Raw genomic sequence first — 14,464 nt, 5'->3', positions numbered from 1 at the left:
GCGGACATGCCTCGGGGAGTACGACGGCGGGCAGGCCTCGACGGCCGGCCACGCGCCGCCGGCGCGAACGGGCACGCCGGCGGCGACAGGGCCTGGCGGTGTCAGACCGCGGCGGGCTCGCCGACGGCGGCGAGGCTGCCGTCGAGGTAGGCCGCGCGGGTGGCGCGGCGCTGGATCTTCCCGCTGGACGTCTTGGGGATGGTGCCGGGGTGGACCAGCACGACGTCACGCACCGACAGGCCGTGGGCCTCGCCGATCGCGCTGCGGATCAGGTCGGTGACCTTCTCGGACTCACCGGCCGCCTCCGGGGACAACTCGGCCACGAGGACCGTCTGTTCGCCCTCCGCTGCCAGGTCCACGGAGAACGCGGCGGTGCAGCCGGGCCGCAGCGCCGGGTGGGACAGCTCGGCGGACAGCTCCAGGTCCTGCGGGTAGTGGTTGCGGCCGTCGATGACGATGAGGTCCTTGCGGCGGCCGGTGACGAACAGCTCGCCGTCGCGCAGGAATCCGAGGTCGCCGGTGCGCAGGAAGCGGCCCTCGTGACCGGGCAGCGTGGCGCGGAACGTCTCGCGGGTGGCGAGGGCGTTGCGCCAGTAGCCCTTGGCGACGCTCGCGCCGCCGACCCAGATCTCGCCGACCTCCCCCTCGGGCAGTTCCTGCTGCCGTTCGGGGTCGGCGACGGCCACGGTCACACCGGGACCGGGGCGGCCACAGCCCACGGCCGCCGCGTCCGCCTCGCCGGCGTGCGGCCCCGTCCCGTCGGGTTCCAGCAGCGTGGGCGGGGTGTCCACCGCGCCGCCGGTGACCATGAGCGTGGCCTCGGCCAGGCCGTAACAGGGGTAGAAGGCCTCGCGGCGGAAGCCCGCCTCGCCGAAGGTCTCGGCGAACCGTCGCAGGGTGGCCGCGCGCACCGGTTCGGCGCCGTTGAACGCGACCCGCCACGAGCTGAGGTCGAGGCTGTCGAGCAGGTCGGGGCCGGCGTGCTTCAGGCACAGCTCGTAGGCGAAGTTCGGGCCGCCGCTGGTGTGCGGGCGGTAGCGGCTGACGGCCTTCAGCCAGCGCGCGGGCTGCTGCAGGAAGTGCAGCGGCGAGAAGAGGGTGGCGGTGGCGCCGAGGTACATCGTGTTCAGGACCGGGCCCATCAGGCCCATGTCGTGGTAGACGGGCAGCCAGCTGACGATCAGTTCGTGGCCGTACTCCGCGATGGTGTCCGGGGTGTGGCCCATCCGCTCGGTGATGACCCGCTCGTTGTCCAGCAGGTTCCCGTGGGTCACGACCACGCCGCGCGGGGCGGAGGTGGAGCCGGAGGTGTACTGGAGGAACGCGACGGAGTCGGCGGTGAGTTCGGGTTCGCGCCAGGCCGCGGCCAACTCGTCGGGGATGTCCTCCGTGGCGACGCGGGCGATGCCGTCCAGCTCGGGCAGGTGTTCCGCCATGGCGTCCAGAGCGGCGATCACCTCGCGGCCGCCGAGGATGACCTTGGCGTCCGCGTCGGCCACAAGGCGCTTCATGCGGGTCAGGGCGCGGTGGTTCTGGGCCCGGCCCTGTGGGGGCACACCCGGTACGGCGGCCACACCGGCCGAGAGGCAGCCCAGGTATCCGCAGATGAACTCCAGGCCGGGCGGGTACAGCAGCATCGCGCGGGAGCCGGCCAGTCCGCGCTCCTGCAGCCAGGCGGCGACGGCCCGGGAACGGGTGGCGAGGCGCTCGTAGGTGAGCTCCTCGGTCTCTCCTTCGTCGTCGCCCGTGACGAGGTAGCGGTAGGCGGTCCTGTCAGGTCGGGTCGAGGCGTGCGTGGTCACTAAATCGACCAGAGAACGTGCCATATGACGAGTCTCACCTGTCTGAATAGGCGCGCAGGGAACTGGCATTCGAGGGACGCGTCATGCGTACACGCACAAGCCGTGGCCGACCCGGCCCCCTTGCCAGGTCGTTCGGCTCGGCACCCCCACCGCCGGAGTCGCGAGTCAGGCGACTTCCGGTCATCCCCGCTTCGGTTTGCTACCGGCAAGTAGCACCATAGCAAGTTCCGTTGATCGAAATGCCGAACGCATGTAAACGCTTCGTGTCCAGGGGACTTGGGCGGGCCGGCAACCGGTGACGGCCAGATGAACGTGGCCGCTGAACGGCAGGTTCACGCCGCCCGCCGGATGGCCCGCACGACACCCTCCGCGTCGGCCTCGGACACGGCGAGGCGGGCGAACGGCGCCGACGGTCTCAGGTCGACGATCACGACGGGACCGCGCTCACGCACGGCGAGGAAGTCCTGGCCCTCGGAGTGCCGCCACACGCCCAGACAGAAGCTGCCTGGAAGCCACCGGCCGGAGCGGGGCAGTCCGCGCAGCCCGCGCCACCAGTCCGGCTCGACGGCCGCCTCGCGGACGGCCGCGAGCGGCATGCGGACCTCACGGCGCCGGACCAGGAGCCGCTCCCGCAGGGCGAGCCGGAGGACCATGTCCTCCCCGTCGATGACGAGCCGGGCCACCGCGATCACCTCCACCGCCCATCCGTGCCCACAGTGGTTCACAGATACGTCCGGACATGCAGATAATTACCCCAAATGCCCGATCGGCGAATCGGCCCTATCGTGCTGTTATGGAGCACGCACTCAGTCCCGTGACCCTCGCAGAGCTGCGGCGTCCGCGCCCGTATCCCGCGGTGTCCGTGCTGACGCCGACGCATCGCCGCGAGCCCGACAACGCACAGGATCCGGTCCGGCTGCGCAACGTCGTGGCCGAGGCCAAGAAGCAGCTGGAATCCGATCCATCCGTCACCCGGGAGCGGCGCACCGACGTCGTCGAACAGCTCGACCGGGCCTTGGCCGAGGTGGACCTGGCCCACGTCGAGGACGGCCTGGTGATCTTCGCCGCTCCGGGTGAGCACCAGGTGTGGTCGCTGGGCCGCACCGTGCCCGAGCGGGTCGTCCTCTCGGACACCTTCCTGACCCGCAACCTCGTCTCCGCCCAGGCCGCCGAGCGGCCCTTCTGGGTGCTCTCGGTCTCCCCCGACCGCGTCACTCTGTGGAACGGCGGACCCGAACGGGTCAGCGAGGACCGCACCGGCGGCTTCCCGCTCACCAGGAGGCGCGAGAACTTCGACGCCGAGCGCCGGGAACAGATCGGCGACACCCCGAGCACCTACCGCGACGAGGACACCCGCCACTTCCTGCGCGAGACCGACACGGCCCTGGCGGCGGTCCTGCGCGACGACCCGAGGCCGCTGTACGTCACCGGCGAGCAGGCCGCGCTGTCCGCGCTGGACGAGGTCGGCAGCGTCATCAGGGACGCCGTGCACATCCCGCACGGCGGTCTGGCGAGCGGCACCCCCGAGGCGGTGTGGCAGGCCATACGGCCGGTGGTCGCCGCGGAGGCCCGCCGGAACACCGACGTCGTGGCCCGGGAGCTGGACACGGCCCGGGGGCGCAAGGCGTTCGCCGCCGGCGTCGACGAGGTCTGGCAGAGCGCCCGGGAGGGCCGCGTCCGGCTGCTCGCGGTCGAGGAGAACTACCGCATCACCGTCCGTGACGACGGGGACCATCTGATCCCGGCAAAGAGCGGCGACCTCGACGCCCGCGAGGACATCGTGGACGAGATCGTCGAGCAGTGCCTGGAGACCGGCGCCGACGTCCGCTTCGTACCGGACGGCACCCTGGACGACGAGAACGGGATCGCGGGAGTACTGCGCTTCTGAGGCCTCGGAGACCGCAGAGGCCCGCGGAGGACCTCGCCTCCCGGCGGCGTACGCTACGGCGTGATCGTCGGGTAGAGGGAGTACGCACGTGGGTGACCTGCTGGGCGTGGCCGTACTGGGTGCCGGACACATGGGGGCCGATCACATACGGCGCCTCGATCGTGTGGTGAGCGGAGCCAGGGTCGCCGCGGTCGCCGACCCCGACGCCACGCGTGCCCGGGAGGCGGTCGCCGGTCTGGACGGGGTCTCCGTGCACGCGGACCCCGTGTCGGCGCTCGACGCGCCCGGCGTCCAGGCCGTCCTGATCGCCTCCCCCGGCCCCGCGCACGAGGAGGCGCTGCTCGCGGCCTTCACCCGGGGCCTGCCGGTGCTGTGCGAGAAGCCCATGGTGCCGGACTCCACCGGAGCGCTCAGAGTGCTGGAGGCGGAGGCACGGCTCGGGCGGCGGCTGGCGCAGATCGGGTTCATGCGCCGCTACGACAGCGAGTACCGGCGCCTCAAGGCCCTGCTGGACGGCGGCACCCTCGGGCGCCCGCTGATGCTGCACTGCATCCACCGCAACGTCTCCTCCCCGCCCGACTTCACCAGCGCCATGCTGGTCGACAGCTCGGTGTCGCACGAGATCGACGCGGCCCGCTGGCTGCTCGGCCAGGAGCTGACCGCGGTGACCGTGCTGCGTCCGGCGTCCTCGGCCGGCGCCCCGGAGGGCCTGGTCGACCCGCAGTTCGTGCTCTTCGAGACCGAGCGGGGCGCCCTGGTGGACGTCGAGGTCTTCGTCAACTGCGGCTTCGGCTACCAGGTGCGCTGCGAGGCCGTGTGCGAGGCGGGCAGCGCCCGCATCGGCGACGAGCGCACCATGGTCGTGACCGCGCGGGGCAGTGCGCGCGAGGAGGTGGCACAGGACTATCTCGTCCGGTTCGCCGACGCCTACGACCGCGAGGTGCAGGACTGGGTCGACGCCACCCGGCAGGGACGCGTCACGGGGCCGAGCGCCTGGGACGGCTACGCGGCCTCCGTGATCGCCGAGGCGGGGGTCCGGGCGCTGGAGAGCGGCCGCCGGACGGCCGTCGAGCTCGCCCCGCGCCCGGACCTGTACGCCCGGCTCAGCCGCTGACGCTCGGCGCGCCCGTCTCGAGGTGCCCGGTGAACCGGCGCGACCAGGTCGCGTCGGAGTCGACGGTCACCGTGAAGTCGTACCAGCCGTTCTGGTACGCGACGGCGTTGAATCGGTCCTCGGTCGACGCGCCCGCGGCGACCGTGTAGGTCCAGGGGCCGTCGGTGCGGTACTGGTTCGAGGTGATCGTGAACTTCACCGCCGACGTGCCCGAGTTGGTCATCCTGAAGTAGATCGCCAGCTTACCGGTGCCGGGCTCGACGGCGTACCGCGCGCGCACCTCGGCCGACTTGCCCGTCTTCGTCGCGTCACCCTGGAAGCGACGCAGGAAGCGGTTGGGGCCGGTCATGGTGAGGTCGTACTTGCCGCTGCCGTAGCCGAGACCGATGTCGAAGGAGTCGGAGGCGGCGCCGCCCGGGTCGACCGTGTACTGCGAGGGCGTGGTGTCGCGGTAGGCGTTCGGATGGATGGAGAAGTGGGCCGCCCTCGTCGCCGGGGCGCCCTGGTTGGTCATGGTGAACCAGGCGAGGACCTGGCCGGTGGACCCGAACTCCAGGTGGTCCAGGTATCCGTTCGGCTGGTACGGCAGAGCGCGGGCCGGCCGGGTTCCGGGCTCCTGGGCGGGCAGCGCGTTGGTGGTCGGCACGGGGTTGGGCAGCGGCCCGCAGGTGCCGGCGCCGATGACGCTCGTCGCGGGCAGGGACACCGCGCCGGACACCGGGTCGGCGAAGTCGAAGACCCCGGTCAGGTCACCGCTCACCTTGCGCCGCCAGGCACTGATGTTGGGGCAGTTCGCGGGCTTGCCGAGGGCCGCGGTCCACGTCTCCAGGAAGCGCAGCACCGAGGTGTGCTCGAAGACCTCGGAGGAGACCCAGCCACCGCGCGTCCAGGGCGAGACGACGATCATCGGGACACGGAAGCCGAGGCCGTACGGCACGCCGCTGCGGAACTCCCCGGCCGTTCCCGCGGGCGGGACCGGCGGCGGGACGTGGTCGAAGCAGCCGTCGTTCTCGTCGTAGTTGAGGAACAGGACCGTCGAGTCGAAGACGTCCGCGTCCGCGGCGAGGGCCTGGTGGACGAGACTGACGAAGTGGGCGCCGTCGCCGGGCGGGGCGTACGGGTGCTCGGAGAAGGCCTGGTTGGGGACCACCCAGGAGACCTGCGGCAGCGTGCCCGCGAGGACGTCGGCCTTGATGGCGGCGGCGATGTCGTCGGGCGTCGAACCGGTCGCCTTCGGCACGGAGGACATGCCGCGGTCGTGGAGCGGGTCGCCGGGCTTGGCGTCGGCGAAGTTCTTGAAGTAGGCGCAGCCGTTGTCCCCGTAGTTGTCCTGGGCGTTCTGGTAGACCTTCCAGGTCACTCCGGCGGCCTGCAGGGCCTCGGCGTAGTTCTGCCAGGTCAGGCCCGACTCGTCGGCGCCGTCGTAGCTGGAGGGGTCGACCTTGCCGCTCCACAGATAGGTGCGGTTGGGGCCGGTGGCGCTCAGGGTGGAGCAGAAGTAGGCGTCGCAGATGGTGTAGTTGTCGGCCAGGGCGTAGTGGAACGGGATGTCGGAGCGGTCCAGGTAACCGAGGGAGCGGACGTTGCCGACGCCCTTGACCCAGTTGTCGAGGCGGCCCTGGTTCCAGGCGGAGTGCTGGGAGGACCATGAGTGCGCGAGGTCGCCGTTGCACTGCGCGAGGGTCTCGCCGTCCTTGCCGCCCGTGGGCGGGGTCGCACTGAGCTTCCAGGGGTACTGGCGGCCCGACCAGGTCGGCTGGTCGAACACCGAGTGGCCGCCGCTCAGCGTGATGCCGCTGCGGTCGTCGAAACCGCGGACGCCCCTGAGGCGCCCGAAGTAGTGGTCGAAGCTGCGGTTCTCCTGCATGAGGATCACCACGTGCCGCACGTCCTTGATCGTGCCGGTCGCCGCACTCCGGTCCGGCGCCGCGGCCGCGGCCGCCATGGGGGAACCCCCTGCTCGAGCGGGATCGAGAGCTTGGGGGCCGGTGCCGGCGCCCACCGCCATGCCCGCCGCCATGGAAGTGCCGAGCCCAACGAAGCCTCTTCGGCTGATCGGTGTCATTCGCCCCGTCCTCGTCGCAGGCGTGCCCCGGTGGCCCACCGCGCGCAAGGGTGCAAGGGATGACCGTCAAGGACCATGCCCGTGCGGTGAGATGGAGGTGAAGAGAAGTCGAAGCCGCCGCCGGGGGGGCGGCGAGAGGCGTCAGACGCCGCCGAACAGGGCACTCAACCCGCGTTCGACGACCGCGCCGACGTCCTCCTGCCCGGCCGGCACCGCGGCATAGGCGCGCAGCAGGAAGCAGCGCAGCGCCGAGGTGTCGAACTGGAGCAGGGCGATCCCGTACGGCGAGTGGAACTCCAGGACCGTACGCGTCCGGCCGCACGGCCAGATGTGCACGTCCCCGCGTCCGGCCGGGGCGCTCAGCCCCTCGTCGAGAAGGGAGCGCGCGAAGGTCCAGGTGACGCTGGCGCCGTCCAGAGTCGACTCGGGCGGGAAGTCGATGAAGACGGCCAGCGGATCCTCGGAGGTGTACCGGAGCGTGGCGGGCACGGGGACCTCTCGGTCCTCGGGGGTGACCAGGCTTGCGCGAGTGAGTTGTTCGAAGCTGGTGTCCATGCCTTTACGAGTCCGCAGGGGCGGCTCGCATGGCGCGAAAACCAGACAGAGTTGGTACGGCTCGCGCCATGCCTCGCCGGTGCCGCGACATCAGGGAACACATGCACGTCGAACATGCGCCTGAGCGCTACACCCAGGCCCCTTCGGTCGATCAAATCACGTACTCGGCCTACGACTTGGCACACCCAGCCGCGTACGTCATTCCTACCGGTCAGTCGCATCTTGAAGACTCTGGCACATGCCAGAAGCACCACCGGATCGGGTGTCGCCAAATCCCTTACAGGGCGTCGCGGGCTGTGCAACAGTCGTAACGGTCCTTCCGTCCCCCTTGGCCGAACCGTCCCCGCATCGGAGTGCGTCATGCCGTCCCACCTCTCCGCGGACCGACCAGCCGCCCAGCCGCCCGGGCCCGGCTCGGTCGACGCGTTGATATCACAGACGCGGCGGCTGAAGGGCGACGTGGACGCCGTGCGGCGGGACTCACGGAGCGACGGTACGGACCCGCAGGAACGGTGGCAGCGCGCACTGTACGACCTGGCGCTGCACCAACTCAACGATCTGGACGAGCACTTGGCACAGCTGCGGGACGGCCCGCGGCCGGCCTCGCCGGACGCTGCCCCCACGGCGCCCGGCGAGGCGGCGCGCGGTCCGCTGCTCAGCCGGGTCGGCAGTGCGGAGTGGAACCTGCTGACGGACGGGGCCAGTTGGTCCGGAGAGCTCTACGAGATCCTCGGCCGCGACCCGGCCGCGACCCCGCTAACCCTCGACGAACTGCCGTCCCTGGTCCTGGACGAGGACCGGCCGAAGCTGACGTCGATGGTGACGGACTGCCTGGTCGACGCCAAACCGATCGACGGTGAGTTCCGCGTCGTACGGCCCGACGGAAACGTCCGGACCGTACACATGATGGGCGAGCCCGTGCTCGACGCCGACGGCAGCACCACCTCGATGTGGGCCGTGCTGCGGGACGTCAGTGAACTGCGGTGCAGCCAAAGGACGGTGCGCGAGACCCGTGACTCGTTGCAGCGCCACCGGCAACAGGCACAGACCGAGCACCGGCTCGCGGTCGAGCTGCAGGAAGCCGTACTGCCGCCGTGGCGCGGCTCCCTGCGGCTCCCGCGCCGGGGGCCGCAGACCCTCGACCTGGCGGCCCACTACCTGCCGTCCGCGACGAGCGCGCTGATCGGTGGCGACTGGTACGACGCGCTCGAACTGTCGGACGGCGACACGCTGCTCAGCGTCGGCGACCTCACCGGGCACGGCGTGACCGTCACGTCCGGCATGGCGATGCTGCTGGGTGCCCTGCGCGGCATGGCGATGGCGGGCACCGAGCCCGGTCAGCTGATGGCCTGGCTCAACCAGTTACTCGACGCCACCGTGCAACCGGCCCTGGGCAGCGCCGTCTGCTGCCGCTACCGGCCGGCTTCCCGCACCCTGGTGTGGGCGCAGGCAGGACACCCCGCCCCGCTGCTGTTCCGCAACGGGACGGGGCGCATGCTGAAAGCACCGGACGGCGTCCTGCTCGGCGCGACCTCCGGAGCCACCTACGGGCAGGCCGAACTGACCCTCGAACCGGGCGACCTGCTCCTGCTGCACACCGACGGGCTGGTGCCCGGGCAGGGCGGGACGGCGGCCGTGGACCGCCTCCTCGGCCTGGCTGTGCGCTTCGGTACGGCCCGTACCGCACAGGACTGCGTGCGGGCGGTCGTGGAGGAGTTCGGCGGGACCGAGCGGCAGGACGACGCCTGCGTGCTCATCGCCAAGGTGACGTCATAGGACGACGCCTGACCTCGGGGTGAAGTTGTAGGAACCGTGATGTCGTGGAAACCGAAGCGGCACAGAGCCCCTATGCCTGTGCGCTGTCGAACCCCCTGCCCTTCGGCTTCGGCAGGGCGAGCCTGATCTCCTCCCGCAGTTCGCTGATCTTCGGATAGCCGGCGTACTCGGCGGTCAGCCGGTACATCTGGCGCAGCCGGTCCCAGGTGCGGTGGGAGGAGTTCGATCCCATCGACATCAGGGCCAGCCGGGCGTACCGGTCCGCCTGTTCGGGGTCGTCCGCGATGAAGCAGGCGGAGGCCATGGACAGGAAGTCGAAGATCTTCGACCGCTGCCGGCCGTCGATCCGCAGGGCGAGGGCCTTCTCCGCGTAGTGCTGGGCATGCACGGCCGCGCGCGGATCGTGCTCCGCCAGGGTGCGGTAGGCCAGGGCCTGCATGCCGTAGAGATCCTCCTCCTTGAACATCTGCATCCAGCTCGGCGGCGGCACGTCGCCCTTGTCGGAGACGAAGAGGTCCTCCGCCTGTCCGAGGGTGCGGCGCATCGCCTGGCCCTTGCCCATCGACGCCTGTGCCCAGGCCTCGATGGTGTGGAGCATCGCCCGGGTGCGCGGCAGCACCTCGTCGCCCGAGCCGGACTTGGCGAGCTTCATCAGGTCGAGTGCGTCGTCCGGCCGGCCGAGGTGCACCATCTGGCGAGCCGCTCGGGAGAGCGCCTCCCCGGCGCGGGGCCGGTCACCGCCCTCACGGGCCGCGTGGGCGGCGATGACGAAGTACTTCTGGGCCGTGGGTTCCAGGCCGACGTCGTGCGACATCCAGCCCGCGAGGACGGCGAGGTTGGCAGCGACGCCCCACAGGCGCCGCTGGAGATGGTCGGGGTGGCGGTAGGCGAGCATGCCGCCCACCTCGTTGAGCTGGCCCACCACCGCTTTGCGCTGCAGCCCGCCGCCGCGGGCCGCGTCCCACGCCCGGAACACCTCGACCGAGCGCTCCAGTTCCTCGATCTCCTGCGATCCGATGGGGGCGGCCTCGTAACGGTCGAACCCAGCGGGGTCGGCGTGCAGGGGGTCGTCGAGAACAGGGGCGTCGGCCTTGAGTGTCGGGTCGGTGTGCAGCCATTCGTACATGGCGCTGCTGAGTGCGGATCCCGTGGCGAGCGCGGCACCCGCGCCCACCAAGCCGCGTCGGTTGAGCATGAGGTCCATTCCCGTGAATTCGGTGAGGACCGCGGCAGTCCGTTCGGGCGCCCACGGCATGCCGTCGGGATGTTCCGCACTCCCGCCGCCCGGCCGTTTCCCCGTACGCCCGTGCCGCACCAGACCGAGGTCCTCGATGGTCACGACACGGCCGAGACGCTCGGTGAACAGAGCCGCCAGCACCCGCGGCACCGGATCGCGGGGGATCTCTCCCATGTCGATCCACCGCCGCACCCGGGAGGTGTCGGTCGACAGCTGGGGGTGGCCCATGGCCGCCGCCTGCTTGTTGACCAGCCTCGCGAGTTCGCCCTTGGACCAGCCGGCCAGGCCGAACAGGTCCGCGAGCCGGGTGTTGGGTTGTCCGCTCACGTCAAGCCCCCAGGTTCTCGGCTGAGTTGACAGTAGCCCCGGGAGAGTTGCCGGGCGACTATTCGCCATGGTTCGCCAGGGTGCGCCAGATGGTGTGCCACCGGGCATCGGGTGTCGAGTAGGAACGCGCCACCCCGACCCGGTCACCACCTGACAGGACGGGCACATTCCCCAGGATGTGGCCGTCCGGGCGACCGGGCCGGGTGGGCGCGAGCTGAAGGCAGGCACTGCAGGCACACGAAGGGATCTGTTTCGCCCATGTACGCAGCATCGTCCTCCGTGTCCGCCCCGCCCCGGCCGCTGCGCCCCCGTCCGGCGGGCAGCGGCCCCTATCTCGACCCCCCCGCGCGCCCGGGGACTCCCGTGCCGGTGGCGGGCCGACCACGGCGCGCCGCGGGGCTCGGCACCCAACCGCTCAGCGGGAGACTCGACTTGTCCGGCCCCCAGGGCGCCCAGCTGCGCACGGCGATCGCCTCGGTGCACCGCATCTGTCCGGAGTTCGCTCCGGTGCAGGTGCTGCGTCGCAGCGGCCGGTCCGTGCTCCTCGTCGGGACGACGGGGCGCAGCACGGTTGTCGCCAAGTGTCTACTGGACCACTCCCCCGCGTGGGCCGAGCGGTACCGGCACGAGATAGCTGCATACCGCTCGTTCGTCCGGCACCGCCCGCCGGTCCGGGCGCCGAGATTGATCGCGGCCGACCCGGACAACTGCACCCTGGTGATCGAGCGCATGCCGGGCCGGGTGGCGGCGTTCCAACGGCACCCGGCGGAGGCCCCACCGCGCGCGGACATCCGGGCGGCGCTCGGCGCGATCTGCCGACTGAACGCCTGGCGGCCCCCGGCCGGCACGTTCGACGCGCCCCTGGACTACGCGGCCCGTATCTCCCGCTACCACGAGCTGGGGCTGCTCACCGACCGGGACATGGGCGACCTGCAGAAGCTGCTGCACGGCATCGCGCACGCGGCCGGACGCCAGGGGATGGGCCAGTTCTGCCACGGCGACGCGCTGCTCTCGAACATCCTGCTCTCACCGGCCGGTCCAGTGCTGGTGGACTGGGAGCACGCGGGCTGGTACCTGCCGGGCTACGACCTGGCGACGCTGTGGTCGGTCCTGGGCGACGCGCCGGTGGCCCGGCGGCAGATCAGCCAGATCGCCCAGACGGCGGGGCCCGCGTCGCGCGACGCCTTCCTGGTGAACCTGATGCTGGTCCTCACCCGGGAGATCCGTACCTACGAGACGGCCGTGCAGCGCTCGATGCTCGACGCGCCCCCGGCGGCACCGGGCGCGGCCCACCCGGGTGCTGCGCCGACCGGCGAGGAACAGCGGCTGCTGCTGAGGCGGCTGCACGACGACTGCCAGCTGGCCCGCAGGGCGGTGCGCGCGGCGGTCGGCACTCGCTGACGGGGACACCGGTCCGCGGTGCGCCACAGGCAGCGGCGCACCGCGGATCTTCGTGTGCACACGGTTCTTCGCCTGTGCGCGTGTCTTCGCCGGTACGCGGATCTTCGTCTGTACGGAGCCGGTCGGCAGACGCGCATTGGTGTACGCCACTGACGCCCCGCAGGCCCGCGCGCCTCCGCCACGAAACTCACCGGACCTCACCTTGACATGGGAAGTCTCCCTGCTCCGGGCATCATTGACGGATCGTCGGCAAGCCGGTACCACTGACCCAGCTCGGCGCCGCACGCCCCGCCACGCCCGCCCGTCACAGGAGGCCGCATTGCGAGGATCCGCCACCGACCCCACCTCGACGCCCGGCAGCAGACGCACCCGGAGAACGGCCGGCGCGGTGGCCTCCGCGGCCCTGCTGCTCCCCCTGCTGGGCGCGGCCCCCGCCCAGAGCTCCGCCGGGCCCGCCCCCGGCGGGCTGCAGCGTGCCTTCGCCGCCGCGGCCGCCCGCTACCACGTGCCGCAGAGCGTCCTGCTGGCCGTCTCCTACCTCCAGTCCCGGTGGGACACACATGCCGGGGCGCCCAGTGTGACCGGCGGCTACGGCCCGATGCACCTGACCGACGCACGTACCGCGCTCGCGGCCACCGAGCACTTCGCCGACGGCACCGAGGACCCCCGCGGCGACGACGCCCGCACGGCCCTGCATCCCCACGCGGACGTACCGGCGGACTCCGCGCTCCCGGCCCGGCTGACGACGCTGCCCAAGGCGGCGGAGCTGACCGGGATCCCGGCCGCGAAGCTGCGGACCGACCCCGTGGCCAACGTGGCGGGCGGTGCCGCCCTGCTCGCCGCGGCCCAGAAGGAGCTGGGCGAGCCGCTCGGCTCCGACCCGGCCGGCTGGTACGGCGCGGTGGCCCGCTTCTCCGGCGCGGACGACAGGGCGACCGCGGCGGCGTACGCGAACGACGTGTACGACGTGCTGCGCACCGGCGAGCAGCGCACCACGGACGACGGCCAACGGGTGGTGCTGGCCGCCCGGCCGCACCTGAGCGCGAACACCGCGCAGCTGCGGCGCGCGGGTCTGCGCACGGTGTCCGACGACGGGACGGAGTGCCCGGCGTCGGTGTCCTGCGAGTGGATCCCGGCACCGTACGCGGAGTTCGGGGACAACGACTACGGCAACCACGACCTCGGCGACCGGCCGGCGTCGCAGAGCATCAAGTACATCGTCATCCACGACACCGAGGGCACCTGGGACGGAGTCCTGAACCTGGTCCAGGATCCCACCTATGTGTCGTGGAACTACACCATCCGGTCCACGGACGGTCTGATCGCCCAGCACGTCAAGGCGAAGGACGTGGCGTGGCACGCGGGCAACTGGTACATCAACGCCAAGTCGGTCGGCATCGAGCACGAGGGCTTCCTGGCGTCGCCGGACGCCTGGTACACGGAGGCGATGTACCGGTCGTCGGCACGCCTGGTGAAGTACCTCGCGAAGAAGTACGGCGTCCCGCTGGACCGGCAGCACATCCTCGGCCACGACAACGTTCCGGGCCCGACCACCTCGACGGTCCCCGGCATGCACACCGACCCCGGCCCGTACTGGGACTGGCGGCACTACTTCGAACTGCTGGGCCACCCCTTCAAGCGCACCGCGGGCAAGAAGGGCGGGCTGGTGACGATCCGGCCGGACTACGCGTCGAACCAGCCGGAGTACACGGGGTGCACGACCAGGGGCGAGCCCTGCGCGGCCCACGGTTCCGGCGAGGTTCGGCTGTACTCCGACCACGACGAGAACTCCGCCCTGATCAAGGACATCGGCCTGGGCACGACCCCGACCACCGGGGTGAACGACCTGTCGTCACGGGTCTCCACCGGCCAGCAGTACGCGGTCGCCGACCGCTGGTGCGACTGGACGGCCATCTGGTACCTGGGCCAGAAGGCCTGGTTCAGGAACCCGAAGGGCCGGCCGACGGCGGTGAACGCGTCCGGCCTCGTGATCACGCCGAAGGACGGCCTGACCAGCATTCCCGTGTACGGGCGCGCGTACCCCGAGAAGGCGGCCTACCCGGCGGGAGTCCCCGCCCAGACGGTGGCGCCGCTGCCGTACACCATCGCGGCGGGCCAGAAGTACGTGGTCGGTGACGAGGTGCCGGGCGAGTACTACTACGCGGTCACCTTCACCACCGACTCGCACAAGGTCGTCGTCGGTCAGGACCTGTACTACGAGATCCAGTACGGCCACCGGGTGGCGTTCGTCCGTGCGGCGGACGTCGGCGTCGAGCCGTCGGCGGCCGGCTAGCCGGCC

General features: G+C 71.6%; 10 protein-coding genes. 5 read left to right on the top strand and 5 right to left on the bottom strand.

Annotation, left to right across the window (positions count from 1 at the left end; genetic code table 11):
• Positions 1-101 precede the first annotated feature (101 nt).
• Positions 102-1,826 (bottom strand): fatty acyl-AMP ligase, encoded by a 1,725-nt coding sequence (locus tag ACIPSA_RS28895; protein WP_402639538.1) that lies wholly within the window; start codon positions 1,824-1,826, stop codon positions 102-104.
• Positions 1,827-2,134: 308 nt separating this feature from the next.
• Positions 2,135-2,500, bottom strand: a complete 366-nt coding sequence (locus ACIPSA_RS28890) for a hypothetical protein (protein ID WP_402639536.1) — start codon at positions 2,498-2,500, stop codon at positions 2,135-2,137.
• 95 nt (positions 2,501-2,595) lie between these two features.
• Between ACIPSA_RS28890 and ACIPSA_RS28885 the strand changes: the two genes are divergently transcribed.
• Positions 2,596-3,690, top strand: a complete 1,095-nt coding sequence (locus ACIPSA_RS28885) for a chemotaxis protein (protein WP_402639535.1) — start codon at positions 2,596-2,598, stop codon at positions 3,688-3,690.
• Positions 3,691-3,778: 88 nt separating this feature from the next.
• A complete protein-coding gene (locus tag ACIPSA_RS28880) occupies positions 3,779-4,804 on the top strand; it encodes a Gfo/Idh/MocA family protein (protein WP_402639533.1) in 1,026 nt (341 codons plus the stop codon).
• Here the strand turns inward: ACIPSA_RS28880 and ACIPSA_RS28875 are convergent.
• Both ACIPSA_RS28875 and ACIPSA_RS28870 read right to left on the bottom strand, forming a co-directional pair.
• Entirely contained in the window at positions 4,794-6,869 is a 2,076-nt protein-coding gene (locus ACIPSA_RS28875; protein WP_402639531.1) for a phosphocholine-specific phospholipase C, read from the bottom strand. The genes ACIPSA_RS28880 and ACIPSA_RS28875 overlap by 11 nt on opposite strands.
• Positions 6,870-7,010: 141 nt before the next feature.
• A complete protein-coding gene (locus ACIPSA_RS28870; RefSeq protein WP_402639529.1) occupies positions 7,011-7,424 on the bottom strand; it encodes an SsgA family sporulation/cell division regulator in 414 nt (137 codons plus the stop codon).
• Between the two features lie 360 nt (positions 7,425-7,784).
• Between ACIPSA_RS28870 and ACIPSA_RS28865 the strand changes: the two genes are divergently transcribed.
• Entirely contained in the window at positions 7,785-9,200 is a 1,416-nt protein-coding gene (locus ACIPSA_RS28865) for a PP2C family protein-serine/threonine phosphatase (RefSeq protein ID WP_402639527.1), read from the top strand.
• 70 nt (positions 9,201-9,270) lie between these two features.
• Here the strand turns inward: ACIPSA_RS28865 and ACIPSA_RS28860 are convergent, their stop codons facing one another.
• Positions 9,271-10,764 (bottom strand): hypothetical protein, encoded by a 1,494-nt coding sequence (locus ACIPSA_RS28860; protein WP_402639525.1) that lies wholly within the window; start codon positions 10,762-10,764, stop codon positions 9,271-9,273.
• Between the two features lie 258 nt (positions 10,765-11,022).
• Between ACIPSA_RS28860 and ACIPSA_RS28855 the strand changes: the two genes are divergently transcribed.
• Together ACIPSA_RS28855 and ACIPSA_RS28850 are read left to right on the top strand one after the other, a co-directional pair.
• Complete coding sequence (locus ACIPSA_RS28855; protein ID WP_402639523.1) at positions 11,023-12,165, top strand: aminoglycoside phosphotransferase family protein; 1,143 nt, start codon at positions 11,023-11,025, stop codon at positions 12,163-12,165.
• A gap of 319 nt (positions 12,166-12,484) precedes the next feature.
• Entirely contained in the window at positions 12,485-14,458 is a 1,974-nt protein-coding gene (locus tag ACIPSA_RS28850) for an N-acetylmuramoyl-L-alanine amidase (protein WP_402639521.1), read from the top strand.
• Positions 14,459-14,464: the final 6 nt, after the last annotated feature.

This window comes from Streptomyces sp. NPDC086549, from assembly GCF_044746205.1.
In the GTDB taxonomy this organism is placed as follows: domain Bacteria; phylum Actinomycetota; class Actinomycetes; order Streptomycetales; family Streptomycetaceae; genus Streptomyces.
Note: the sequence above shows the minus strand (reverse complement) of the source record. Positions and strands in the feature narration are given on the sequence as shown.